21 protein-coding genes are annotated in these 22,898 nt (G+C 45.3%); 13 read left to right on the plus strand and 8 right to left on the minus strand.

All coding sequences use genetic code 11. From position 1 onward, the window contains the following. Positions 1 to 58: 58 nt before the first annotated feature. Positions 59 to 331 carry a DUF4372 domain-containing protein gene (locus tag ETF27_RS04020; protein ID WP_240048123.1) on the minus strand — a complete coding sequence of 91 codons (273 nt, stop codon included), beginning with the start codon at positions 329 to 331 and terminating at the stop codon, positions 59 to 61. A gap of 459 nt (positions 332 to 790) precedes the next feature. Between ETF27_RS04020 and ETF27_RS04025 the strand changes: the two genes are divergently transcribed. The 3 genes from ETF27_RS04025 to ETF27_RS04035 are packed head-to-tail and all read left to right on the plus strand — an operon-like array spanning position 791 to position 3,536. Further along, positions 791 to 1,747, plus strand: coding sequence for a glycosyltransferase (locus tag ETF27_RS04025; protein WP_147785513.1), 957 nt, complete (start codon positions 791 to 793; stop codon positions 1,745 to 1,747). 35 nt (positions 1,748 to 1,782) lie between these two features. Further along, positions 1,783 to 2,502 carry an IspD/TarI family cytidylyltransferase gene (locus ETF27_RS04030; protein ID WP_060940704.1) on the plus strand — a complete coding sequence of 240 codons (720 nt, stop codon included), beginning with the start codon at positions 1,783 to 1,785 and terminating at the stop codon, positions 2,500 to 2,502. Beyond that, the gene (locus tag ETF27_RS04035; protein ID WP_147785514.1) at positions 2,499 to 3,536 is read left to right on the plus strand and encodes an NAD-dependent epimerase/dehydratase family protein; all 1,038 of its coding nucleotides are present in this window, start codon (positions 2,499 to 2,501) and stop codon (positions 3,534 to 3,536) included. The genes ETF27_RS04030 and ETF27_RS04035 overlap by 4 nt, the downstream gene beginning before the upstream one ends. Positions 3,537 to 3,600: 64 nt before the next feature. On the opposite strand, the gene ETF27_RS04040 is transcribed toward ETF27_RS04035, so the two are convergent. The 7 genes from ETF27_RS04040 to tsaB form a co-directional block, all read right to left on the minus strand. Further along, positions 3,601 to 4,434: a LicD family protein gene (locus ETF27_RS04040; RefSeq protein WP_147785515.1), complete on the minus strand. Its 834-nt coding sequence runs from the start codon at positions 4,432 to 4,434 to the stop codon at positions 3,601 to 3,603. A gap of 14 nt (positions 4,435 to 4,448) precedes the next feature. Continuing rightward, positions 4,449 to 5,849: an RIP metalloprotease RseP gene (rseP, locus tag ETF27_RS04045; protein ID WP_130830194.1), complete on the minus strand. Its 1,401-nt coding sequence runs from the start codon at positions 5,847 to 5,849 to the stop codon at positions 4,449 to 4,451. Between the two features lie 135 nt (positions 5,850 to 5,984). Beyond that, positions 5,985 to 7,154: a 1-deoxy-D-xylulose-5-phosphate reductoisomerase gene (locus ETF27_RS04050; protein ID WP_147785516.1), complete on the minus strand. Its 1,170-nt coding sequence runs from the start codon at positions 7,152 to 7,154 to the stop codon at positions 5,985 to 5,987. A gap of 18 nt (positions 7,155 to 7,172) precedes the next feature. Next, entirely contained in the window at positions 7,173 to 7,694 is a 522-nt protein-coding gene (gene rimM, locus ETF27_RS04055) for a ribosome maturation factor RimM (RefSeq protein ID WP_130830196.1), read from the minus strand. A gap of 17 nt (positions 7,695 to 7,711) precedes the next feature. After that, positions 7,712 to 9,025, minus strand: a complete 1,314-nt coding sequence (murA, locus tag ETF27_RS04060) for a UDP-N-acetylglucosamine 1-carboxyvinyltransferase (protein WP_130830197.1) — start codon at positions 9,023 to 9,025, stop codon at positions 7,712 to 7,714. Positions 9,026 to 9,027: 2 nt separating this feature from the next. Beyond that, positions 9,028 to 9,630, minus strand: coding sequence for a DUF4290 domain-containing protein (locus ETF27_RS04065; RefSeq protein ID WP_147785517.1), 603 nt, complete (start codon positions 9,628 to 9,630; stop codon positions 9,028 to 9,030). A 135-nt stretch (positions 9,631 to 9,765) separates the two neighbouring features. Then, positions 9,766 to 10,458, minus strand: coding sequence for a tRNA (adenosine(37)-N6)-threonylcarbamoyltransferase complex dimerization subunit type 1 TsaB (gene tsaB / locus ETF27_RS04070; protein WP_130830198.1), 693 nt, complete (start codon positions 10,456 to 10,458; stop codon positions 9,766 to 9,768). 916 nt (positions 10,459 to 11,374) lie between these two features. On the opposite strand from tsaB, the gene ETF27_RS04075 reads away from it, so the two are divergent. The 10 genes from ETF27_RS04075 (at position 11,375) to ETF27_RS04120 (ending at position 22,897) form a co-directional block, all read left to right on the plus strand. Further along, positions 11,375 to 12,253 (plus strand): YicC/YloC family endoribonuclease, encoded by an 879-nt coding sequence (locus ETF27_RS04075; RefSeq protein WP_147785518.1) that lies wholly within the window; start codon positions 11,375 to 11,377, stop codon positions 12,251 to 12,253. A gap of 9 nt (positions 12,254 to 12,262) precedes the next feature. Then, positions 12,263 to 12,859 (plus strand): guanylate kinase, encoded by a 597-nt coding sequence (gene gmk, locus ETF27_RS04080; RefSeq protein WP_147785519.1) that lies wholly within the window; start codon positions 12,263 to 12,265, stop codon positions 12,857 to 12,859. Continuing rightward, complete coding sequence (nadD, locus tag ETF27_RS04085; protein ID WP_147785520.1) at positions 12,860 to 13,435, plus strand: nicotinate (nicotinamide) nucleotide adenylyltransferase; 576 nt, start codon at positions 12,860 to 12,862, stop codon at positions 13,433 to 13,435. A gap of 73 nt (positions 13,436 to 13,508) precedes the next feature. Then, positions 13,509 to 15,365: a phosphoethanolamine transferase gene (locus ETF27_RS04090; protein WP_130830203.1), complete on the plus strand. Its 1,857-nt coding sequence runs from the start codon at positions 13,509 to 13,511 to the stop codon at positions 15,363 to 15,365. Positions 15,366 to 15,402: 37 nt separating this feature from the next. Beyond that, entirely contained in the window at positions 15,403 to 16,521 is a 1,119-nt protein-coding gene (locus ETF27_RS04095) for an acyltransferase family protein (RefSeq protein WP_130830204.1), read from the plus strand. After that, entirely contained in the window at positions 16,518 to 17,543 is a 1,026-nt protein-coding gene (locus ETF27_RS04100) for an acyltransferase family protein (RefSeq protein WP_130830634.1), read from the plus strand. Before ETF27_RS04095 ends, ETF27_RS04100 begins: the two co-directional genes overlap by 4 nt. Further along, complete coding sequence (locus tag ETF27_RS04105) at positions 17,540 to 18,418, plus strand: decaprenyl-phosphate phosphoribosyltransferase (RefSeq protein WP_147785521.1); 879 nt, start codon at positions 17,540 to 17,542, stop codon at positions 18,416 to 18,418. The genes ETF27_RS04100 and ETF27_RS04105 overlap by 4 nt, the downstream gene beginning before the upstream one ends. Before the next feature lies 1 nt (position 18,419). Further along, positions 18,420 to 19,382 carry a haloacid dehalogenase-like hydrolase gene (locus tag ETF27_RS04110; RefSeq protein WP_147785522.1) on the plus strand — a complete coding sequence of 321 codons (963 nt, stop codon included), beginning with the start codon at positions 18,420 to 18,422 and terminating at the stop codon, positions 19,380 to 19,382. A 738-nt stretch (positions 19,383 to 20,120) separates the two neighbouring features. Then, positions 20,121 to 21,467 carry a DUF6080 domain-containing protein gene (locus ETF27_RS04115; RefSeq protein ID WP_147785523.1) on the plus strand — a complete coding sequence of 449 codons (1,347 nt, stop codon included), beginning with the start codon at positions 20,121 to 20,123 and terminating at the stop codon, positions 21,465 to 21,467. Then, complete coding sequence (locus ETF27_RS04120; protein WP_147785524.1) at positions 21,464 to 22,897, plus strand: DUF6080 domain-containing protein; 1,434 nt, start codon at positions 21,464 to 21,466, stop codon at positions 22,895 to 22,897. Before ETF27_RS04115 ends, ETF27_RS04120 begins: the two co-directional genes overlap by 4 nt. Position 22,898: the final 1 nt, after the last annotated feature.

A 22,898-nucleotide genomic window follows, 5' to 3' on the forward strand; every position in this document is an offset into this window, starting at 1 on the left:
ACTCGAAAAGTTCGGGATCCACGTCCCCAAAGAATTTCTCCGCGCGTCTGGCATTCGCTTATAACAGGGTACTGCTCTGAGTACCCCTGTCAATGCCTATGTGATGAAGCTTGCGCACCTCAGCCGTCATTGCCGCCTCTATCTCGCGCAGGGAGTCGAAGCGCATGATGACTGCATACAGCATCGTAAGAAGATGGGTGAAGCCATCAAAGGTCTTCACATACCGCTCACCGCCGTTCCGACGGCTTATTTCAACTATTTTATCATGGTCGAGAGATTTTATCAGCTGACCATATACCGGCTGTCCGAAGAAATGTGTACTTTTGCCCATGTTATCTGAGTTTGGAAACAAAAGCAAAGATAACAAAAAGGGCTGATACCTCGTGAGAAGTGTCAGCCCTAATTCATAAAAAATGTGGGATGTTTAGCGGACAGTAATAAAAAAGAATCGTTTGCCGGCGGATTTTTGATTCCGAACCATCGGGCATCAGATAACGAAAAATCGTCTCGTCATCACCATGAAATCACATGACAAAAAAGGGGCTAAAACGCTCTTTGCAACCTATTGATAATCAGGGTGATACAGATTGAGATTTAAAAGGTTAGCTTTTGCACTCCAAAAGGTAAGCTTTTACAACGCAAAAGGTAAGCTTTTAAAAAGTGAAAGGTAAGCTTTTAGAATGAAAAACAAGCGAAAAGATTGTGGCAATTAATTTTGAGCATCTACTTATTATGCAATATTACGCTGACTTTGGATTATTTTTCATACATTTGCAGTACATTATCACCTATGGCAAACAACAATTTCAAGACCGTATCGGTAATCGTCTGCACATATAACGGTGCCAAATACCTGAAAGAACAGGTAGATTCCATCATCGGGCAGACCTACCCCATTCGGGAAATCATCATACAAGACGATGGCTCGACCGATGAAACCGTGGCAATGGCACAGGCCTACAAGGCAGAACACCCAAATGTTCAGGTGTTCAGCAACACAAAGAACATGGGCTTCAATGCCAATTTCGAGACAGCCGCCCGACGAGCCACGTCCGACTTCATTGCCATTGCCGACCAAGACGACATCTGGTATCCGACGAAAATAGAGAAACAGGTGGCTGCCATTGGCGACAAGGACATCTGCTTCTGCTGCCATCACAGAGGCAAATCGCCCGAAAAGTCGGTCTATGTTACCCCACAATACAGCCTTGAGGCACTCCTCTTCACGGGATTTGCCGGACACACGATGCTCCTGCGCCGCGAGTTTGCCCACAATCATGCCAACTGGATAAGCTACATCCACTACGACTGGTCGCTGGCCATCAATGCTCAGCTGCAAAGAGGTATCGTGCGCATCGACGAACCACTGAACTGGCACCGCTCCCACCCGGAATCCGCCATAGCACAGGAGAACAAATCGCACGGAATAGACAACAGCCGGATGTCGAAAACGGAACCTTACACAAAGGGCTATGCCAACTATCGGCAACTGCAAGGAAAACGCAACTGGCAAAAGCTCTATCAATACATCTGCGAAAGAAGCGCAACAACACAGCCGTTGGCTCACCGCATGGCGGGACTGATGCTAAGAAAAGACTTGTGGGCACTCGTGCAACTGTGCCTCATCTGTGCACGACACCGCGACAGCATCTATTACAACGGGAACGCAAAAGGACTCATGGGCTGGATTCGCGGATTCTTCTATCCGCTCATCTTCACCTATCACAACGTGCAGTACGACTTGTGAAACAGAAATCATCGACAACCAACAAAACGAACAATATGAACATCGCATTATTAACCGCAGGCGGCACGGGCAACAGAATGGGACAAGACATTCCCAAACAGTTCATGACAATAGACAACATCCCCGTCATCATCTACACGATGAAAGCTTTTCAGGAGCATCCGGAGATAGATGCCATGGCCGTGGTTTGCCTTCAGGGCTGGGAAGTGGTGCTGCAAGCCTATGCCAACCAATTCAACATAACGAAACTGAAATGGATTTTCAAAGGCGGCAACAGCAACCAGCAGTCCATTCTCAACGGTTTGGAAGGCTTGAAAGCAAAAGGTTGCAACGACGATGATATTGTCTTGGTACACGACGGCGTGCGACCATTAGTGTCGGAGCGCATCATTTCCGAGAACATCGCCAAATGCCGAGAGTTCGGCTATGCCGTGACGGGACTCGTGTGCAAGGAAGCCATCATGGAAGTGAAGGGCGATTGCCTGTCGAACATTTCCATACCGCGCGAGCGACTCATTCGAACGCAGACGCCACACACCTACCGACTGAAGACTTTACTCGATGCACACGCCGAAGCCAAGGCACAAGGCATAGAGAACACGGTGGCATCCTGCACCTTGTTGGGTGCATTGGGCATCGACGACCAGCACCTTGTCGCCGGTTCGGAGCGCAACGGACTGAAACTGACGCAGACGGAAGACGTTGAGTTGTTTAAGGCATTGAAAAATACGGATAAGGAATATTGGTTGAAATGACAACAGATTATCGTTTACGGATTGAGCAGGCAGCAACGGCGGAGTTACCTTGGGAACTATTGGAAGGAAGCAACCTGCTCGTAACGGGAGCAACGGGATTGATAGGGGGATGTTTGGTGGATGTCCTGATGCGACACAATGCACACCACTTCCGGGTCTATGCTGCCGGCAGAAACGAAGAAAGAGCAAGGAAAAGATTTGCCGCATATTGGTATCTGCCCAACTTTCATTTCATCGCGTTCGATGTAACGACACCGATGAAGACCGACATTGATTTCCACTTCATCATCGACGCAGCAAGCGGTGCTTCTCCAAGTGCCTATGCCACCGACCCCGTGGGGGTGATGAAAGCCAACATCTACGGCGTGGACAACCTGTTGAGCTATGGAAAAGCCCACCAACTGTGCAGGTTTGTCTATGTCTCATCGGGAGAAGTCTATGGCGAGGGCGATGGAAGAGCGTTTGCGGAGGACTACAGCGGATATATCAATCCCACCACGGTTCGTTCCTGCTACCCTTCTTCCAAGCGTGCCGCCGAAACGCTTTGTGTGAGTCATGCCCAACAGTTCGGACTGAATGTCTCGATAGCACGACCCTCACATGTGTATGGTCCCTATTTCACGGAGCAGGATAACCGGGTTTACGCGCAATTCATCCGCAACGTATTGGCAGGTGAGGACATCGTGATGAAAAGTAGTGGCAGACAGTTCCGTTCATGGTGCTTCTCGGTGGACTGCGCATCGGCTTTACTGCATATATTGTTGAAGGGGGAGAACATGAAACCTTATAACATTGCCGATACAGAGAGTAACATTTCCATTCGAGAACTGGCGGAAGACATAGCCGATATTGCCGGGAAGAGGGTGGTTGTGGATATTCCTGACGCCGAAGAGAAAGCCGGATACTCCGTAATTAAAAAGGCAACGTTCGACACAGCTCGTCTGCGCGCCTTGGGATGGACTACCGAAGGGGGGATGAAAGAAAAACTGCGGCTCACCATTGATGAACAGCAGCATTACGAGAAAAACATGTAAGAAGCCGAAAGGCTCCGGTTTTCATCATTGTTCAAGATTCGGAAACCGGACTTCTGCTTGCCTTTCACTCAAGGAAACGTATGGTGGCTTGATGCCGGTTGCGCTTGTCTCGGGGTGGCAAAGCCATATAGTCGCCATAGATGATACGGCAAAAATCTTCCGGACGTGCCGGACCATTATAGGTTCTATCCTCAAACCTTATGGGTTTGTAGGGGCGTACCACATCAAGGGGGAAGCGTTCATAGAACCATGTGCCGTAACTGTGCATAAACTCTCCGCGCTTTCCGAAGAAATGTCCCAACAACCGAAAGATGGGAAACACACAATGATTGAGCAATCGATAACCGCACCGTGCCCATTGCGGATGTTGCGGAGCCACATCAAGGTTTAGTTTCACTGCCAACTTTCCGGCAATGCGCTGCAAACGCGGCAGAATGCGGTCTTCATAGGGGAAGATGTCGATATGCAAACCGCGAAATCGCATCGCCTCCAACGCCTTCCTGTCGCGCAAATCGGCATCTTCGGTACTGACGTGCTCACTCTTTCGGTCGCGAAAACTTGCCCAAAACTTCCAATAACCGGCATCGGTGTCGCTGTCTTGGAGCAGGTATTGCGGATGAGGATGTTGCTTCAGGTAGTCGCAAAACCGCTTGTAGTCTTTCCAATCCACCACAATATCCACATCATCGTCCCAAGGAATGAAGCCTCCGTGACGCAAAGCTCCCAACACATTGCCACCATCCAATCGCCAATTCACGCCGGCTTGTTCGGCAGCGGTAACGAGATAGTCCAACATATCCAACATACGCAATTGCGCACGCCGAAGTATCGAGCCATCGGGATTGTACTCCCGACGCAGACTGTCTTGTGTCTCGCCCGTGTTGAAAACAGTTATCATTACCACAAAAAACTCTACATCAAACCTATCCAGCGCAATACGTCATTGAGATTGGCAACCACCATCAACAGAATAAGGATGGTAATGCCCACGTATTCGGCGCGAATCATGAACTTTTCCGATGGCTTTCGGCGAGTAATCATCTCATAAAGCAGGAAAATAACATGACCACCATCGAGTGCGGGAATGGGAAGAATATTCATAAACGCAAGGATAATGCTCAAGAAAGCTGTCATGTTCCAGAACATATACCAGTCCCAGAAAGGCGGAAAGAGCTTTCCTATTGAGCCAAAGCCACCGAGACTCTTCGCTCCGTCTGCAGAAGCGAGATATTGAAGGTTGCTTACATAGCCGCGCAAGATGTTCACACCGTATTTAACTCCTTCCGGGAAACTCGCAAAGAAAGAATATCTTTCTTCCGTCGGCTGATAATAAGTTGCCATTGTGCTCTGCACCACACCCATTTTTAAGTCGGGAGTAAGCATCATTCTGACAGTATCGACCCTGTGAGTTCCGGCTCTCCGGACGGTAAGAAGAACATTTCGCAAAACCAAAGAATCCTTCCGGGTATGCTTTACTGAAGCGATGTCGCTCAAAACACCGACTTGGAAATTCATGTCGGTCCACGTTTTAACCGGCTTTCCATTGATGGATGTCAGCAAGTCGCCTTCTTTTATTCCGGCTTTCATCGCCGGTGTGCCCCCCAGAACGCTGTCCACACGTGCCGGGATGTAAGGTTCGGCAAAGAGAGGACGCTCCTTTATCATGGAGAGCATATCCAAATCGCCGGGCATTGAGATACGAACTTTCTTGCCACCACGCAACACATCGACATAGTTTGATTGGGCTATCTGCCGAAAGAAGTCGCCATTGACGTTGGCAAACTCGCGAAATGCGCCTTGATCGGTGCCTATCATCACATCATTGTCACGGAAACCGAGTGCTTTCGCATCTTCGTTGAAGACCATTCCCATCGACATATCCGACACTTTGTAATAACTTTCGCCCCATGTAAATATAATCATGGAATAGATAAAGAGTGCCAACAGGAAATTCACAAGTACGCCTCCAATCATGACAAGCAAGCGTTGCCATGCCGGTTTTGTACGAAACTCCCATGATTCAGGGGCTTTCTTCATCTGTTCCGTATCGAAGCTCTCGTCAATCATGCCCGATATCTTGCAATAACCGCCCAATGGCAGCCATCCCATTCCATAAGTGGTGTCGCTTTTCTTAGGTTTCCACTTGAAAAGCATGCCGTTCCATTTACCAATGGATACATCGAAAAAGACAAAAAACTTCTCTACTTTTATACCAAAGAGCTTTGCGAAGAACATGTGTCCTCCCTCATGGAGAAGGACAAGCAAAGAGATTGCCAATACAAACTGAAGCAATCGTATCAGAAATGTTTCCATTAATCAGTATTTATTCTTTTTTGTTTATATATCATTTTTAAGGGGATGAGGATTGAAGTAGGTGTGAACAAATCCTCCCATTAGCCTATTCCTATCTCACTGTTTAAGGAATGATGGGCGAGCAAGCACCTTGTATCATCTTTTACCCAATCTCTCGTTCATCAAATCCATTGCCACGCGACGTGCTTCGGCATCGGTCTGTAGATAGACGTCTAAATCAGGGTTTTCATCAAATCCCACTTTTGCCATGGTTTGCTCTATGATTTCCCCCATTCCAACAAACGAGCATGCTCCTTTTCTGAAGCCTTCATTGACAATCTCATTGGCAGCGTTCATAATACAAGGCATATTTCCACCCTTTTCAATCGCCTCGTATGCCATTCCCAAGCACTTAAACTTCTGCATGTCGGGTTCAAAGAATTCCAACGGTTGCTTGAATAAGTCCAAACGTTCAGCTCTCAGCGACAAACGCTTAGGAAAGGAGAAGGCATATTGTATCGGAAGGTGCATGTCGGGAATGCCTAACTGCGCTTTCACTCCCCCATCGGCAAACTGTACCGCACTGTGGACGATCGACTGCGGATGTATCAACACCTGAATCTTATCTGCCGGCACACCAAAGAGCCATTTCGCTTCTATCACCTCAAAGCCCTTGTTCATCAACGATGCAGAATCGATGGTGATTTTCGCCCCCATGTCCCACGTCGGATGCCTCAATGCATCGGCTGCGGTCACTGTCTGGAGCTGTTCGCTGGAGAAAAGGCGGAACGGACCTCCGGAACAGGTGAGCAATATCTTCTCTATCTCGTTCTCATCCTCCCCCACAAGACTCTGGAAAATGGCACTGTGTTCGCTATCCACCGGCAAAACGGACACTCGGTTCTCAGCTGCCAAGCCGCAAATAAGTTCACCTGCCACAACAAGAGTTTCCTTGTTTGCCAAACAAATCTTCTTCTTTGCTTTTATTGCGTGAATGGTGGGCTCCAATCCGGAAAAGCCTACCATTGCCGTCAGTACCATATTGATGGGCTCAGCCTCAACTATCTGGTTCAGAGCCTCAGCCCCCGCATACACCTTGATATCGGGTTGGTCTGCCAATTCTTTGGAAAGGTCTTTGTAATAAGCCTCGTTGGCAATCACCACGGCTGCCGGACGAAACTTGCGAGCTTGTGCGGCGAGTTCTTTCCATCGAGAGTTTGCCGTCAGCGCGTAAGTCTCATACAAATCGGAATGTTGCTCAATAATGTCGAGTGCTTGCGTCCCGATGCTTCCTGTTGAGCCAAGAATGCATATTTGTTGTTTCATCTTCATTCAAATCATAATTCAGAGTTCCAAAAGACCTTCCGGAATCTCCATCTCTATTGTTTTTTTCTTTGAGTTCACGTTCATTATCAAATCTTCGTTGGCAGGCAACAACAGCATTTTACCCTGTTTTGTTCTCACTTCAAACAATATGTTTACCGTAGAATCGTCCACCGATTCAACGTTTCCGATGACATTCCCCATACGAGAGTCAATCAGTGAGAAACCAATGATTTGTGTCCACGACAACCGTTCGGTGTCATCCGGCACGAAAGAACGTGGAAAATACACATCAGCTCCTGCCAAATCCTGTGCTCGTTCCTCCGTATCAATGTTGCAGAATTTCACTAAAGCCTGCTCATCAGTGCGGAAGCGATATTCTTCCATGAAAAAAGGAACAAGAATGCCCTCCAAATCCAACACCAGATATTGAGCTTCAACTCGGTCGAAGACATCATCGGTGAAGCGGAATTGTAGTTCTCCACGCACGCCATGAGGTTTCCCCAATACACCTATCTTATATACGTCCTCTCGTTTTATCATGTCGTCGGTCAAGAGATTTAACAAATATCCACGCGTCGGATATGCGCTCCGAGTGCGTTCAGTCGGGATTCGATATTCTCATACCCTCTGTCTATCTGTACAATATTGTCTATCCTGCTCGTTCCCTTTGCCGAAAGTGCTGCGATGAGCAATGCAATGCCGGCACGGATATCAGGGCTTGACATTCGTCCGGCTCTCAGTGTGCGTGAATTGTCGTGCCCCACCACCACGGCACGGTGCGGATCGCAGAGAATGATCTGCGCGCCCATGTCGATAAGTTTATCCACGAAGAACAACCGACTTTCAAACATCTTCTGATGGAAGAGCACGCTGCCTCTTGCTTGTGTAGCTACGACAAGGAGAACCGAGATAAGGTCGGGTGTCAGTCCGGGCCATGGAGCATCGCAGATGGTCATAATGGTACCATCGAGAAAAGTATCAATGACATAATGTTCCTGACGCGGAATAATCAGGTCATCGTTTTCTTCTTCAATGCGCACTCCCAATCTGCGGAACGCATCGGGAATGATTCCCAAATCGCTTATGGAAACATTCTTTATCCTGATTCCGTTGCCAATCATGGCAGCCATTCCGATGAACGAGCCCACCTCTATCATGTCGGGAAGAACACGATGGTCGGCTCCACGCAGTTCTTTTACGCCCTCAATGGTCAGCAGATTGCTGGAGATACCGCTGATTTTCGCCCCCATTGCGTTGAGCAAGCGGCACAGCTGTTGGATATAAGGTTCGCAAGCGGCATTGTAAATGGTAGTTTTGCCTTCTGCCAGCACCGATGCCATGATGATGTTTGCCGTTCCTGTTACTGAAGCCTCATCAAGCAGCATATCTGTTCCTTTGAGTTTATCCGCCATCAACTCGTAAATGTTTCTTTGTTCAACATACACACAGCGCGCGCCAAGTTTTCGAAAGCCCAAGAAATGGGTATCCAAACGTCGTCTCCCAATCTTGTCGCCTCCCGGACGAGTGATGGTGGCTTTGCCGAAACGACCCAACAAGGGGCCATAGAGCATCACGCTGCCACGAAGTGAAGCCGCTTTCTTTACAAATTCCTCGCTTTCGAGAAAGTCAAGATTAACGTTGGCTGCCTGAAATGAATAATCATTCGGCGCGAGCCGGTTCACCTTCATACCAATTTCTTTCAACAACTTAATGAGGTTATTGACATCGAGGATATTCGGAACATTGCGAATAATCACTTCCTCCGAAGTCAACAAAGTAGCGCAAATCACCTGCAAAGCTTCGTTCTTGGCGCCTTGAGGCATGATTGTTCCGGACAAGCGGTGTCCGCCTTCTATGATAAAGGACTCCATACCTATCGTTTCTTTTTGTTATTGCGTGTTGGCATCAAATCGCGCGCGTTAATCTTCTCGAAACGAAACGTATCCAAATCCAACTGCACCTTTCCATCGGTGTAGTGTGCTAAATCGGAAGCCACTTTCTCATTATCGGATGAGCCGTGCCCCCACTGCATCAGGGAACGTTTCATTTGGTTGGCTATGATGCAAATAAGTTCGTTGCGCTCTTCGCCTTCCTCCATGTTCTTCAGCTTTTCAAACATCTCGAACATCATTTTCCCATAATGGCGCACCGGGATTTTCGACATGGGATATTTCATCGGCTCCGGTCGTGAAGACATCTTCTTTACCTGTGTAACGTCGAATGGATAATCAATATCCAACTTAAAATCTGCCATCAGTGCCAAATGATCCCACAACTTTTGAACGTGGTCGTTGTTCTCCTGATTCTGACGATTCATCCTGTCCATGATGGAGATGATGGTTTCCGCACAACGCTGTCGTTCTTCCTTGGTGGGAAGTTTCACGCAGAAGTTCACCATGTCTTGAACTTCCCTTCCGTATTCGGGCAACACTAATTTCTCTCGTTGGGTGTTATAATCCAAACCTTCAATTTTCATTGGTACATTTGTTTTATTTTGAATGGGAGAAACGAACCGAAGTGCTCTCAGCCGGAGGTGTTCTCCACGTTGCGTCATGACTTTTCGATGCGCTGCCTTTCCGTTCCATTCTCCACAAACACGATTTTTATTTTCTCACAGCAGCGGTTTCGCTTTTTTTGCCACAAAATCCTTCAGATACATCGGCACGAAATAAGCAACGTCCTCATATTGTTCCGTTGCCATTCGCTTTTCAGCCAGTGGCATCATGTTCTTCGCAAGGGGTTCTATACCTTTTATCAAGTGGGCATTGGGGTGATTGATTGTGTCCATGCACTTCTCGGCTCCATTGCCAAAGAAATAAACCGGCGCACGGTCAAGATATTCCTTATACGTATTTTCATCCACAACGTCCGCTTGAATCGGGCGAACAGTTTTCAACGCGCGATCGAACACTTGGGCATAGACTTCCATTCGGCGAGCATCAATCATCGGAACCAGCAAGGCGTTAGGCTCCAATTCCGCATGATGAAGCAAAACGGGCACGCAAAGTAGTTCCAACGTGGGCACGGCAAGGAGCTTTATGCCAAAGCCATAGCAAATTCCTTTTGCCATAGACGTGCCTATGCGCAAGCCGGTGTAAGAGCCCGGACCGCTACTCACCGCCACGGCATCCACGGGAATGGCATGGCTGTCGGCAAACGACAACGCCTCATCTACGAATGTTCCGAGTTTCTCTCCATGGTTCGGTCCGTCGTGATCTTCCTGATGAAATATGCACGCTCCGTTCTCACTCAATGCCACCGAGCACACATTGGTGCTGGTTTCTATGTTTAATATACAAGACATTTTCTTACTCCTTATTCACAATGTTTCCACCCAACTGACAAGGCTTATTGTCATCCGGGGGACGTGTTATGATATGCAAAGATAGTGCTAAATTTTGAATATTCACACCTTATATAGAACAAATTAAAACTCATTGTGTTTATTTTCGATATTCAAAGAGTTGTGAAAGCTCCATATTCGGCAGACTTTCATGACTTTCAATCACCACTTTATGATGAATTGAAGCTATGAACGCATTAATTTTCCGGAACGATACCGGCATCTTCCAATAGAGCATTCCCATCAATGGTAGAACATTATTCCGGCAAAGCTCCGGAAAACAACTCGCTACTTGCATGGTGCACGAGCTTAGAGGAGGCTTCCCGATGATACGATTTCCCGCCTAATTCATCACAAAAAACAACAAACAAATTTGCGATTATCAGCCATTGATTTGCAATAGCTAAGCTTTTGCATTTTAAAAGCTAAGCTTTTGGAAGGCGAAAGCTAAGCTTTTGGAAGGCAAAAGCTAAGCTTTTAAAATGCCATTCATATACATTTGATTATCAACAACTTACAGATTGCATTTTTTTGATTGAAAACACGTTCTTTTTGACTTCCATAATGTCGTCTCCATGCAGCATTAAAAAAGTCATTGTTTCAACTTCAAACTCACGTTTCGTTCTCGCCGTCTTGAAAAGGAACACTTGTCTTATTCCTGCCCAAAGGTCTTCAAAGAAGCATAAAACAAAGGATCGTGGAAAAATCAGCCTTTATTCCAACGCGCAACGAGGGATACCTGATAGACCAAACATGAAATTCGGGGATAGAAACGAAGAGCAGTCGATTGAGCGGGTCAGAGGTTTGAAACACTCTTTTTGGTATTTCCAAGCCTTTTTCGTACATTTGCAGCGACAAAATAAAACTCAACAAGCCTATGATACTATCCATGACAGGCTACGGAAAGGCAGTCGTAACCTACAAAGAAAAGAAAATCAATGTTGAAATAAAATCGCTCAACAGCAAAAATCTCGACCTATCCACTCGCATTGCCCCCCTATATAGAGAAAAGGAAATGGAGATAAGGCAACTTGTTTCAAAACAATTGGAGCGGGGAAAGATAGACTTCTCGCTGTGGGTGGAGAAGGATTCCGTTTTGGATGCCGCCCCCATTAATGCAAAATTGGTGGAGGATTATTATCGACAACTTAAAACCATCGTTGCGCAAACCAACATTCCCGAACCTCAAGACTGGATTGCAACACTGCTCCGCCTGCCCGATGTAACCACCAAAACCGAGGTGGAGGTACTCGAGGAAGAGGAATGGGCTTCGGCAAAGACTGCCATCGAAGAGGCAATTAACCAGCTGACGGCGTTCAGAGCACAAGAGGGTGCCGCACTACAGAAGAAGTTTAATGAAAAAATCGATAACATCGAGGCTTTACTTAAAAGCATAGAACCATACGAAGAAAGTAGAGTACCAAAGATAAAGGACAGAATCATCGAGGGATTGAAGCAGATTCCAACCATCGACTACGACAAAAACCGACTCGAACAGGAACTTATCTATTACATAGAGAAACTGGACATCAGCGAGGAACGCCAACGACTGACCAACCATCTGAAATACTTCCGCGAGACCATGCAGGAAAACAGAAGAGGAATAGGCAAAAAACTCGGTTTCATCGCTCAAGAGATGGGTCGCGAAATCAATACGACGGGTTCGAAAAGCAATCAGGCGGAAATGCAAAACATCGTGGTAAAGATGAAAGACGAACTGGAACAAATCAAAGAACAGGTGCTCAACGCATTATAAAGACTCAACATGAAAACCAACAAATCACACTCCACACCGGGAAAACTGGTTGTCATTTCCGCACCTTCGGGAGCCGGGAAAAGCACAATTGTCAGGTGGCTGATGGAAAAGCATCCGGAACTAAACTTGGTTTTCTCCATCAGCTGCACCACACGGGCACCGCGCGGAACGGAAAAGAATGGTGTTGAATACATCTTTATTTCACCCGATGAATTCAGGAAGAAAATCGAAAACAACGAGTTTCTTGAATACGAGGAAGTATATACCGACCGATTCTATGGAACATTGAAATCTCAGGTGGAAGAACAATCAGCAGTGGGACAAAATGTAGTGTTCGACGTGGATGTGAAAGGTGGATGCAACATCAAGAAATATTACGCAAGCAGGGCTTTGAGCATCTTCATTCAACCGCCATCGCTTGCCGAACTGCGAAAAAGACTTGAGGGCAGACAAACCGACTCTCGGGAAGCGATTGAAAACAGACTTGCAAAAGCAGAATATGAACTCACTTTTGCCGATAAATTCGACCATATTATCGTGAACGATGTCTTGAAAGAAGCAAAAAGAGAAGCCTATCTACTCATTAAAAACTTTCTCGAAACATAAATGAACATAGGGATTTTCGGTGGCTCGTTCAATCCGATACACAACGGACACATCGCACTTGCCAAAGCGTTTCTGCGACAGAAACACTTGGATGAGGTATGGCTGATGGTGTCGCCACAAAACCCATTGAAACGAAACAATGCGCTTTTAGACGACAAAATGCGCTTACGGATGGTGGAAAAAGCATTGGGTAATCTGCCGAAAATCATCGCCTGCAACTACGAATTTCAACTTCCGAAACCATCTTATACATGGAACACGCTGCAACGGCTTTCCGAAGATTTCCCCAATCATCATTTCTCACTGCTCATTGGCGGGGACAATTGGAAAGCTTTCAACAAGTGGTATCGCCACGAGGACATCTTGGCAAATTATTCCATAACCATTTATCCGAGAAAAGGCGATGAAATCGATAAAAATGAACTACCAAGTAACGTTTCTCTGCTCAACTCGCAACTCATAAATATCAGCAGCACAGAGATAAGAGAGCGAATAAAAATGGGCAAACCCATAGGCGATTGCGTGCCGAACGAAATCATTGACGATGTAAAGAAAGCCTACACGATTTGCACATAGGCGTTAATTCAAAGTGTAAAATGATGGAATATGAATTATTTGCACTAACTTTGCATCAAAGTTCATTGAGCGGATGAAAACCATAAGATTGATTGGAAACATGCTGAGCAAAGTGTTTCTGCCCATAAAGCAAAATGCTTCGTTCTTTTTCTTCATGTCCTTACTTGCCATCGTGGTATCGTTTGGCGAACTCCCAAAGAACAATCCGGACGCGAGAGTTTACGATAATCTTTGGCAGGAGCTATTCCTCGACCTCTATATCGTCTGTCTTTTCCTGACGTGTTTTCCCCAAAAAGTCCGCCGGTGGATAGCAGGTGTCCTCTACGTGGTTGCCTATACAACTACAATTATCGACCTTTTTTGTTGGGATAAGTTTCAATCGACTCTCAACCCCTCCATGTTGCTACTGGCAGGAGAGACCAACAAGCGAGAAGCTACAGAGTTTCTTAACAGCTATATCACGGGCGATGTGCTCTATTCCGGTATCGGACTCATTCTTCTGATTATCCTTTTCCACATACTTATTTCACTGTGGCCGGTGTTCAAGCGACAATTTCCGGATAAGATAAAGAGCTTTCTCGACCGGACGAACCATGTGTTTGAACGCATCCGCCCCTTTTTTGGAGGGCTAACACTGTGCATCCTCATTTGGTCGGGTTGCAGTTCGGCGCACAACAAACGGGAAATGATACGGATGTTCTCAATGAATTCCATCGGAAAGGTGGAGCACGAACTGACAAGACCTGATTGTGCGCAATTCTATCTGCCGGTTTACAGACTTGTCTTCAGCATTTTTGCAAACCATTTGGCATCCCAACAAATCGACAGACTCATCGAGGCGAAAGGCAATGTCAGAGTGGATAGTTGCGCTTTCACAACTCCCAACATCGTGCTGATTATCGGGGAAAGCATGGGACGTCATCACTCTCAACAGTATGGTTATTTCATGAAGACAACACCTCGCCAAGTAGAGCGTGAGAAATCAGGTAGGCTCATTCCGTTCACCGATGTCGTGTCGCCATGGAATCTCACCAGCTTCGTCTTCAAGAACATTTTTTCCCTGCATGTCATAGGTCAAAAAGGCGAATGGTGCGATTATCCGCTGTTCCCGCAAATCTTCCGCAAAGCAGGCTATCACGTTTCGTTCATAACCAATCAGTTCTTGCCACAAGCCAAAGAAGCTGTTTATGACTTTAGTGGGGGCTTTTTCCTGAATCATCCCGAGCTCTCAGAGGCGATGTTCGACACAAGAAACACCAAATTGCACAAGTTCGATGAGGGATTGCTCGAGGATTACGATAAAACATTGAGCCAAAAGAACAAGGAACACAATTTGATTATCTTCCATCTCATCGGGCAACATGTATCATACAAGCTCCGTTATCCTAAAGATCGACATCATTTTAACGCTAACGACTATGCGGAAAAACGGTCAGACTTAATCAAAAAGCATCGTTTTATGCTCGCACATTACGATAATGCGGTTCTTTACAACGATTCCATCGTGGACCAAATCATTCGTCGCTTTGAGAATCAAGAAGCGGTGGTCATCTATATGCCCGACCATGGTGAGGAATGTTACGAAGACAATCGAGGTTTTATCTGTCGTAACCATTCCGCAGCGATAGATTACGACCTTGCTCACTATGAGTTTGAGGTGCCTTTTTGGATTTATTGTTCACCGAAATTCGCGGCAAAACACCCGGATACGGTTCAAAAGATAAGAAAAGCCAAAGACAAACGCTTCATGACGGATGCCCTGCCTTACCTCTTGCTCCATTTGGCGGGAATTAACACAAAATATTATCGTGCTGAATACGATGTTTTAAGTCCGGAATATAATGAGCTTCGACCGAGAATCTTGAAAAACAAGACCAACTACGATGATTTAGTCGCCAAGCATGGCAAGACAACAGATAAGAAACGATAACGTTTCATACGCCCCATCGAATCGCAATAAGTAAAGTATGGAAGAGATAAAAACAACTAACAATAATTTGACCGCAGAAACATTGCTTAGTAAAACAGAATGCAACGCCATGCGAGGAATTGCCATCTTAGGCATTATTCTTCACAATTATTGTCATTGGCTCGCACCCATCGTAAAAGAAAACGAGTACCAATACTTTCAAAACAATGTGGACGAGCTGAGTAAAATCATGACTTCGGAATGGACAAACCTCATTTTCTTTCATGTCATGTCTTTCTTCGGACATTACGGAGTCCCTATTTTCTTGTTTCTTTCAGCCTATGGTTTGGTGCAAAAATATGAATTATACAACCGCGACAAACACGCCGAGCCCACTACTCTCGAATTTATTAAATACCATTGGAAAAAACTTTTCCGTCTAATGATTGTGGGATTTGCAGCCTTTATCCTCATCGATGCCATCACTCCGGGAAGACATCATTATGCCGTTCTTGACATAATCGCTCAATTAGGACTATTCAACAACATCTTACCTCACCCTGACAAGATTATCTGGCCGGGTCCTTATTGGTTCTTCGGCTTAATGTTTCAACTCTATATCGTATATCGTCTTTTCCTCTACAAGCGGCATTGGGGATGGGCAGTAGGACTGATGGTTCTTAGTACCGCCATTCAAATGGCATGCGAGCCTGATGGTGAGGCACTGAATCGTTGGAGATATAACTGTGTCGGGGGGATATTGCCCTTCTGTATGGGACTTCTTTATGCCAGACACGTAAAGAACGCCAATCCAAGACTATATCCGCTGTGGACCATCTTGGCAGTTTTGGGGATTTACATTTTAAGTCTCAATCGGAACAGTTGGTTCTTTGTACCGGCATTTGTATGCATCGCCGCAATATATTTCGTGAAACACATCAGTCGCGCGACATTCTTTTCCACCTTTCATCGGTGGTTGCTCAACCAACTCTCATGGATAGGAAGCATCTCGGCAGCATTGTTTATTTCACACCCCATCACCCGAAAGGTAATCATCCCCATATCGCGCACAGGAGATTACTGGACAGGACTCTTATTGTATATCATCACATCCATCTGTATAGCATGGCTGTTCAAAGAATTGACGAAACACATCCCATCCCCGAAACTAAAATGAAACAGAGTGGCATAGAACTTGGCAACATCAGCAATTATCGAGGCGAGCTTATGGGGCTTGCAATTATCTTCGTCATACTTTTTCATGTCGGTTTACCGAGAAACGATTTGTTTTTCGGACTTCGCAGAATGGGAAACATCGGTGTTGATATGTTTTTCTTTCTCAGTGGCATCGGATTGTGGTATTCATGGGCAAAGGATTCATCCACGCACACATTCTATCTGAAAAGACTTTTTCGCATCTACCCCACGTGGTTGATTGTCGCAACGGCATATTACGTTCCGGACATGCTTTGGTCTGACATTGTAAGACATGGCGGACATAGCAAGAATTTCATCGATTTAATCGGAGATATTACCATCAATTGGGATTTTTGGCTGAACGGCGAACTTACATTTTGGTACATCCCGGCAACGATGATGCTGTATTTGTTCACGCCGGCTTACCTGCGACTCATCATCAAGCATCCCACATATCGCTGGCTTCCTGCGTTGATGATGGCATGGTGCGTCATCGTGCAATATGTTACCCCCATTCACGATACAGTGCAACACTTAGAAATATTCTGGAGCAGAATCCCTATCTATTTTTTAGGCATCAACATGGGAGCGGCTGTAAAGGAAAACAAACGCATTGAAAGTTCGGCAATCTGGTTAATCCTCATCGCTTTCATCGGAACACTCGCCGCCTGCATCTATTTGGAACAGGTAAAACACGGAAGGTTTCCACTATTCTTGGAACGTATGCTCTATATTCCCCTCACCATATCCGGCATTATCATTCTCGCCGGATTGCTAAGGAAAACATCAAGACTCATTCGGAAAGCATGTTTCTTTTTCGGTTCCATCAGTTTGGAACTATATCTCATTCATCATCATTTCATTTTAATTTACATTGAACCATTCGGTTGGAGCTATTGGGTAAAATTCCTTTTGGTTACCGTTATAGCCTTGCCGATGGCATGGTTGCTGCACAAGCTGACAGAAGCAGCCGTTAAACCCATAAAGAGGAGGATATTATGATAGATTTATTCCGATTAATCCGCCCAAAGCAATGGATAAAAAACACGATTGTGCTTCTTCCGATATTTTTCGGTGGAGCACTTCTGAAACCGGACGCGCTATATGCCGGTTTTATAGTTGTCTTGTCGTTTTCATTCATCGCCTCATCCATTTACTGCCTCAACGACATCATCGACCTAAAGGACGACAAGCGACATCCGGTGAAATGCAAACGTCCGCTGGCTTCAGGAGCCATCAGCGTGGTACAAGGCTACCTCATCATGCTATCGATGGTCATTCTGTCGATGCTTACGTTGCTCTTGCTGCCTGAACATGGGGCGGAAGTGGCAGGAGTTATCTTTTTTTATTGGATATTGAACATTGCTTACTGCTTAGTGCTGAAACAACATGCCATCATCGACGTCTGCGTGATAGCGTTTGGTTTTGTTCTCCGACTCTTCGCCGGTGGACTTGCCACCGGTATCGGACTGAGCAAATGGATTGTGCTGATGACCTTCCTCCTGATGCTTTTCCTATCGTTCGCGAAAAGGCGCGATGACGTGCTCAGGATGAACGAGACAGGCAAAGCCCCACGCAAGAACACGAGCAGGTACAACCTCACTTTCATCAATCAAGCCATCACCATCACGGCAAGCGTTACTTTGGTGTGCTACATCATGTACACGATGAGTCCGGAAGTTGTAGCCAATTTCCATACCGATAAATTATATCTGACGAGCGTATTCGTACTCTTGGGATTGCTCAGATACATTCAAATTGCTGTGGTGGACAAGAAAAGCGGAGACCCTACGAAGGTAATACTGCGCGATCGTTTTATCCAACTTATCGTATTGGGCTTCGGTTTGACTTTCCTCATCATTATTTACCAATTGTAAGATGAAAGTTTACGCATTCGACTTTGACGGAACACTCACAAAAAAGGACACATTCATCGAGTTTATTGAGTATGTGTACGGATATAGGAAAACCTTTTGCGGTTTTTTCCTATTCTCCCCCATCCTCCTTCTCATGAAATTGAGATTATATCCGAACTGGAAAGCGAAGCAAAAAGTTTTCTCGTGGTTTTTCAAAGACATGTCTATCGGGGAGTTCAATGCGCATTGCGAGAATTTCGCCATTCACCGGCAAGGCATCATGCGCCCGAAAGGATTGGAAACCATCAGAAAAGCCATAAACAACGGCGACAGCGTTATCATCATCACGGCAAGCATAGAAAATTGGGTGCGCCCTTTCTTCAAAGAGTTTGGCGACAAGGTGAAGGTGGAAGGCACACAGATTGATATCCGTTTGGATTACATAACCGGGAACTTCCTCACCAAGAATTGTTATGGGAAAGAGAAATTGAAACGGCTTCTGCAAATCTTTCCCTATCGACATTCCTATAAATTGGCAGCCTTTGGCGACAGCAGAGGCGACCGCCATCTGCTTCGCGAAGCCGATGAGTCGTTTTTTCAACCATTCAGAAAAAGAAATCGAGAAAAATTCGATGAAATCGTGCGTTTCGGAATTGTGGGAATCATTGCCACTACCTTGCAATACGCAATTTATCTGTTACTAATCAACTGGATTGAACCCAGAATCTCCAACACGATCGGATATGTCATTAGTTTTGTTTTCAATTATTTTGCATCTACGAGTTACACTTTTAAGGTGAAAGCAACAGCAAGACGAGGAGCGGGCTTTGCCTTTTCCCACCTTGTAAACTATCTTTTGCAAACCGGATTGTTATCTCTCTTCCTCTGGATGGGCATGAAAAAGCAAATTGCCATGCTACCGGTATTCTGCATTTGCGTCCCCATTAATTTCATTTTGGTCAGAACTTTCCTAAAAAAGAAGTAATGCCTGCCGAAAAGTAGCCAAGGTGTTCAAGCGGAATAAGCGATGAAAGCAGGAGAATTGGTTGGAGACCGGCTTTCATTTTCTTCTCAACCAAAAGAGCAAAACTCCGTTTTTAAATACAATAAAACGAAGGAAACTTTTACACTTCTTAACCTCACGACTCGCATATTCTCAAAGAACCTTTCCAATGGTTGAAAAAACACGAAAAATCTACATATATCATAACTGTCTGATTATCAGCACAAACAACCTATTTGGCAATGCATCGTCTGGCAAAAGCTTACCTTTTACAAGGCAAAAGCTAAGGAAATGGAAGGCAAAAGCTTACCTTTTACATTTCCAAAAGTAAGTTTTAGCAACTTCAGAATCGATTTTTGCCGAGTTTATTTCGCGTTTTAATGAATTTTTTTTGCCTTTTCAGCAGGTTACTTAAAGAAACTGTTGAGTTTTCATATCTATTTCATGGAAAACTCTGACCAAATCGATGAGCATACAAGACATCGTTTTTCACGATCATTAACAAAGAATTTTGGCTTTCGGAACAGGAAGAATTAAATCACGAATGAAAAGCGCGGCATCCGAAAAAAAGAAAAATTCCATACCAACTCAAGCTAAAAGGAGAGACCTTCGTGTAGGAAAGAGGTGGCTATCATTCGGAATTTTCCGTTTTTGTCTGATTTTACGATGTCCGGACGATGGATATTTTGTATCTTTGCAAAGTTAATTGGATTTTGAAAAATGTCTGTTTTAAAACTCTTTAAGGTGAAACGCGAAGAGCGTTGGCCAGCACTGACGCTGCTCTTGATATTCGTCGCGTTCAACGCGCTGCTTATCCAAAGCCATTACGGTGTATATACGATGGGGGCACACAATGGATTTTGGACGATATTCTCAAAGAATTTCAGAATGTCCGGCTACGATAATTGGTCGTGGATTACCATTTCCGGAATGCGAATTCATTTTGAGACCGCGCGCCACCCACTTTTCCTTACTCTTCTCTATCCAATGTATGTGCTCAATCACTGGCTCATCGGACAGACGGGTACCAATTTTGCCGTTTTCCTCATGGCGGTTGTCATCATACTGTCGAGTTTTTATGCGGTTTTGTTCATGTATCGCATCCTTAGGGAAGTGATTGAGGTGAGCCGTTTCGATGCCACGCTGCTCACCTTACTGATGTTTTCGTTCGGACACGTAATGATTCCCACCATGGTACCCGACCATTTCATCATTTCGCTCATGCTGCTCTTGATGACATTCTATATCTGTGGCATGAAAATAAGACAACGCAGTCTGCTAAAGCCTTGGCAATCGGCTGTATTACTGTTCTTTACAGCGGGCATGGCAACATCGAATGGTGCAAAGACGCTCCTCGCCGGATTATTCACGAATGGGCGAAAGTTTTTCCATCCCAGATACATTCTCTTGGGAATTGTCCTGCCGGTGGCTTTGCTGGTTGCCATTCAGCAATGGCAATATTACGCTTTGGAAGTGCCACAGAAAGAGGTCATTCAACAAATAGAGGTAAAAAGCAAACAAAAAAATCCAAAGAAGGTGAGCAATTATGCCGAACAACGCACCAAATGGTTGAAGGAGCATACCGGCAAGAAGATGAGTGAGGAAGGCATCGGAAAGCTTATGGACATCTCAACTCCGAGATTGAAAACCATAGTTGAGAACTTCTTTGGAGAATCCATACAACTCCACCGAAAGTACCTCTTGAAAGATGTCTCATGGGACAGACCTATATTCGTTGAATACGAAAGTATCCTATTTTATATCATAGAGGGTATTATCGTCCTGCTCTTCATTTTCGGCGGTTTCATCGCGATAAAAGAGCGCTTTTTCCAAATGCTTCTACTTAGTTTCGCCTGCGATGTAACGCTACATCTGATACTTGGCTTCGGCATCAACGAAGTATATATCATGACAACGGGTTGGATCTTCATCGTTCCGATAGCATACGCCTATCTTACGAGAGTTTTAGCAGACGCGCCACGCAGAACATTCAGACTCATCATAACTTTGCTGACCATTTGGCTGTGGGCTTACAACGGAGGACTAATCATCGGATATCTGATATGAAAGCATTTGATTTTCTGAAAATAAAGAAAGACGAGCGCGTCGCCGGTGCAGTGTTCCTGTTGTGGCAGATACTCCTCAATGCTTTGGTAATTATCCGCTATTATCCAAAGTTCTCCCAACCCGCCGAAAACTATTACAAACTCTTTGTCAGAAACTTCCATCTGTCCGGCTTCGATCCCCTCACTTATTGCGTGGTTTCCGACTGGTACACCGGATTTGATGTGCACAGACATCCGTTATTGGCATTTTTCTACTATCCGGCTTATATCATTAATCACTGGTTGATGATGACAACGGGCATCAATTTCGTCCAATTCACCGTGGCTTTCATTTTGATTGCAAGCAGTTTCTACGCTTTCATCATCTTGACGAGAATATGTAGAGAATTGATTGGTATCGCGCGGAATGACGCTTTCATGCTTTCATTCCTGCTTTTCTCCTTCGCACACATCATGGTAGCAGCCGTTAGTCCCGACCACTTCATCCTCTCGCTGTTCATGCTTCTACTCACGATTTACATTGCCGGCAAACAAATCAAGAACGGAGAACGAATGAAGAAAGGGCAAACCATACTGCTCTTTCTCATTACTGCAGGAATATCGTTGAACAATGGACTGAAAGTGTTTATTGCCAACCTGTTCACACGCGGAAAATCGTTCTTTCGTCCGGCAAATCTCATCGTGGCAGTACTTTTACCGGCGGCATTGCTGTGGCAATTTGGGAGTTGGGAATATAAAACGTATGTGAACGATTCGGTAAAGGAGCGCAAACACAAACAAGCCATGAGAGTAAGGGCGGAAAAGGAGAGAATGTTTGCAGCGTTTAAGGACACAACGACTTTGAAAGACAGCGCGGAGATAGCCCATTCATTCCAAGAACGTTGGCGCGAACACCGTAAAGTGGTATTGAAAGCCAAAGCACAGAAACCCGCAAATCTGCACACCGGAAAACCCATTAGCAAGAAAGGATTTCTCATGTGGACAGATGTTACCACCCCAAGATGGAAAACGGTGATAGAAAATCTTTTCGGAGAATCCATACAACTACATCAAAAACACACCTTGGAAGATGTATTGGTAAGTCGTCCGGTCATTATAAGCTATGATTGGATATGGAATTATGTCGCGGAAGGTTTGATTTTACTCCTGTTCATCGGTGGAATATGGTGTGGCAGACACAGCAAACTATTATGGATGGTACTTTCTTTTGCCACTTTGGATATGATACTGCACATAGGATTGGGCTTTGGAATTCCTGAAGTCTATATCATGTCGGCTCATTGGATTTACGTCATCCCCATAAACATCGCGTTTTTATTAAAAACAACTCATGGAAAACCGGAACGAGGCTTACGCATCACTCTCTTTTTGCTAACGACCTACTTAATGGTTTACAACGCTTTCCTCCTTATCGATTATCTCTATCTGTAAA

The organism is Prevotella brunnea, from assembly GCF_008016795.1.
Lineage (GTDB): Bacteria > Bacteroidota > Bacteroidia > Bacteroidales > Bacteroidaceae > Prevotella > Prevotella brunnea.

Bases quoted from the DNA above. Each gene is read 5' to 3' on its own strand.
- ETF27_RS04020 (WP_240048123.1), bottom strand. From the start codon at position 331: ATGGGCAAAAGTACACATTTCTTCGGACAGCCGGTATATGGTCAGCTG.
- ETF27_RS04025 (WP_147785513.1), top strand. From the start codon at position 791: ATGGCAAACAACAATTTCAAGACCGTATCGGTAATCGTCTGCACATAT.
- ETF27_RS04030 (WP_060940704.1), top strand. From the start codon at position 1,783: ATGAACATCGCATTATTAACCGCAGGCGGCACGGGCAACAGAATGGGA.
- ETF27_RS04035 (WP_147785514.1), top strand. From the start codon at position 2,499: ATGACAACAGATTATCGTTTACGGATTGAGCAGGCAGCAACGGCGGAG.
- ETF27_RS04040 (WP_147785515.1), bottom strand. From the start codon at position 4,434: ATGATAACTGTTTTCAACACGGGCGAGACACAAGACAGTCTGCGTCGG.
- rseP (WP_130830194.1), bottom strand. From the start codon at position 5,849: ATGGAAACATTTCTGATACGATTGCTTCAGTTTGTATTGGCAATCTCT.
- ETF27_RS04050 (WP_147785516.1), bottom strand. From the start codon at position 7,154: ATGAAACAACAAATATGCATTCTTGGCTCAACAGGAAGCATCGGGACG.
- rimM (WP_130830196.1), bottom strand. From the start codon at position 7,694: ATGATAAAACGAGAGGACGTATATAAGATAGGTGTATTGGGGAAACCT.
- murA (WP_130830197.1), bottom strand. From the start codon at position 9,025: ATGGAGTCCTTTATCATAGAAGGCGGACACCGCTTGTCCGGAACAATC.
- ETF27_RS04065 (WP_147785517.1), bottom strand. From the start codon at position 9,630: ATGAAAATTGAAGGTTTGGATTATAACACCCAACGAGAGAAATTAGTG.
- tsaB (WP_130830198.1), bottom strand. From the start codon at position 10,458: ATGTCTTGTATATTAAACATAGAAACCAGCACCAATGTGTGCTCGGTG.
- ETF27_RS04075 (WP_147785518.1), top strand. From the start codon at position 11,375: ATGATACTATCCATGACAGGCTACGGAAAGGCAGTCGTAACCTACAAA.
- gmk (WP_147785519.1), top strand. From the start codon at position 12,263: ATGAAAACCAACAAATCACACTCCACACCGGGAAAACTGGTTGTCATT.
- nadD (WP_147785520.1), top strand. From the start codon at position 12,860: ATGAACATAGGGATTTTCGGTGGCTCGTTCAATCCGATACACAACGGA.
- ETF27_RS04090 (WP_130830203.1), top strand. From the start codon at position 13,509: ATGAAAACCATAAGATTGATTGGAAACATGCTGAGCAAAGTGTTTCTG.
- ETF27_RS04095 (WP_130830204.1), top strand. From the start codon at position 15,403: ATGGAAGAGATAAAAACAACTAACAATAATTTGACCGCAGAAACATTG.
- ETF27_RS04100 (WP_130830634.1), top strand. From the start codon at position 16,518: ATGAAACAGAGTGGCATAGAACTTGGCAACATCAGCAATTATCGAGGC.
- ETF27_RS04105 (WP_147785521.1), top strand. From the start codon at position 17,540: ATGATAGATTTATTCCGATTAATCCGCCCAAAGCAATGGATAAAAAAC.
- ETF27_RS04110 (WP_147785522.1), top strand. From the start codon at position 18,420: ATGAAAGTTTACGCATTCGACTTTGACGGAACACTCACAAAAAAGGAC.
- ETF27_RS04115 (WP_147785523.1), top strand. From the start codon at position 20,121: ATGTCTGTTTTAAAACTCTTTAAGGTGAAACGCGAAGAGCGTTGGCCA.
- ETF27_RS04120 (WP_147785524.1), top strand. From the start codon at position 21,464: ATGAAAGCATTTGATTTTCTGAAAATAAAGAAAGACGAGCGCGTCGCC.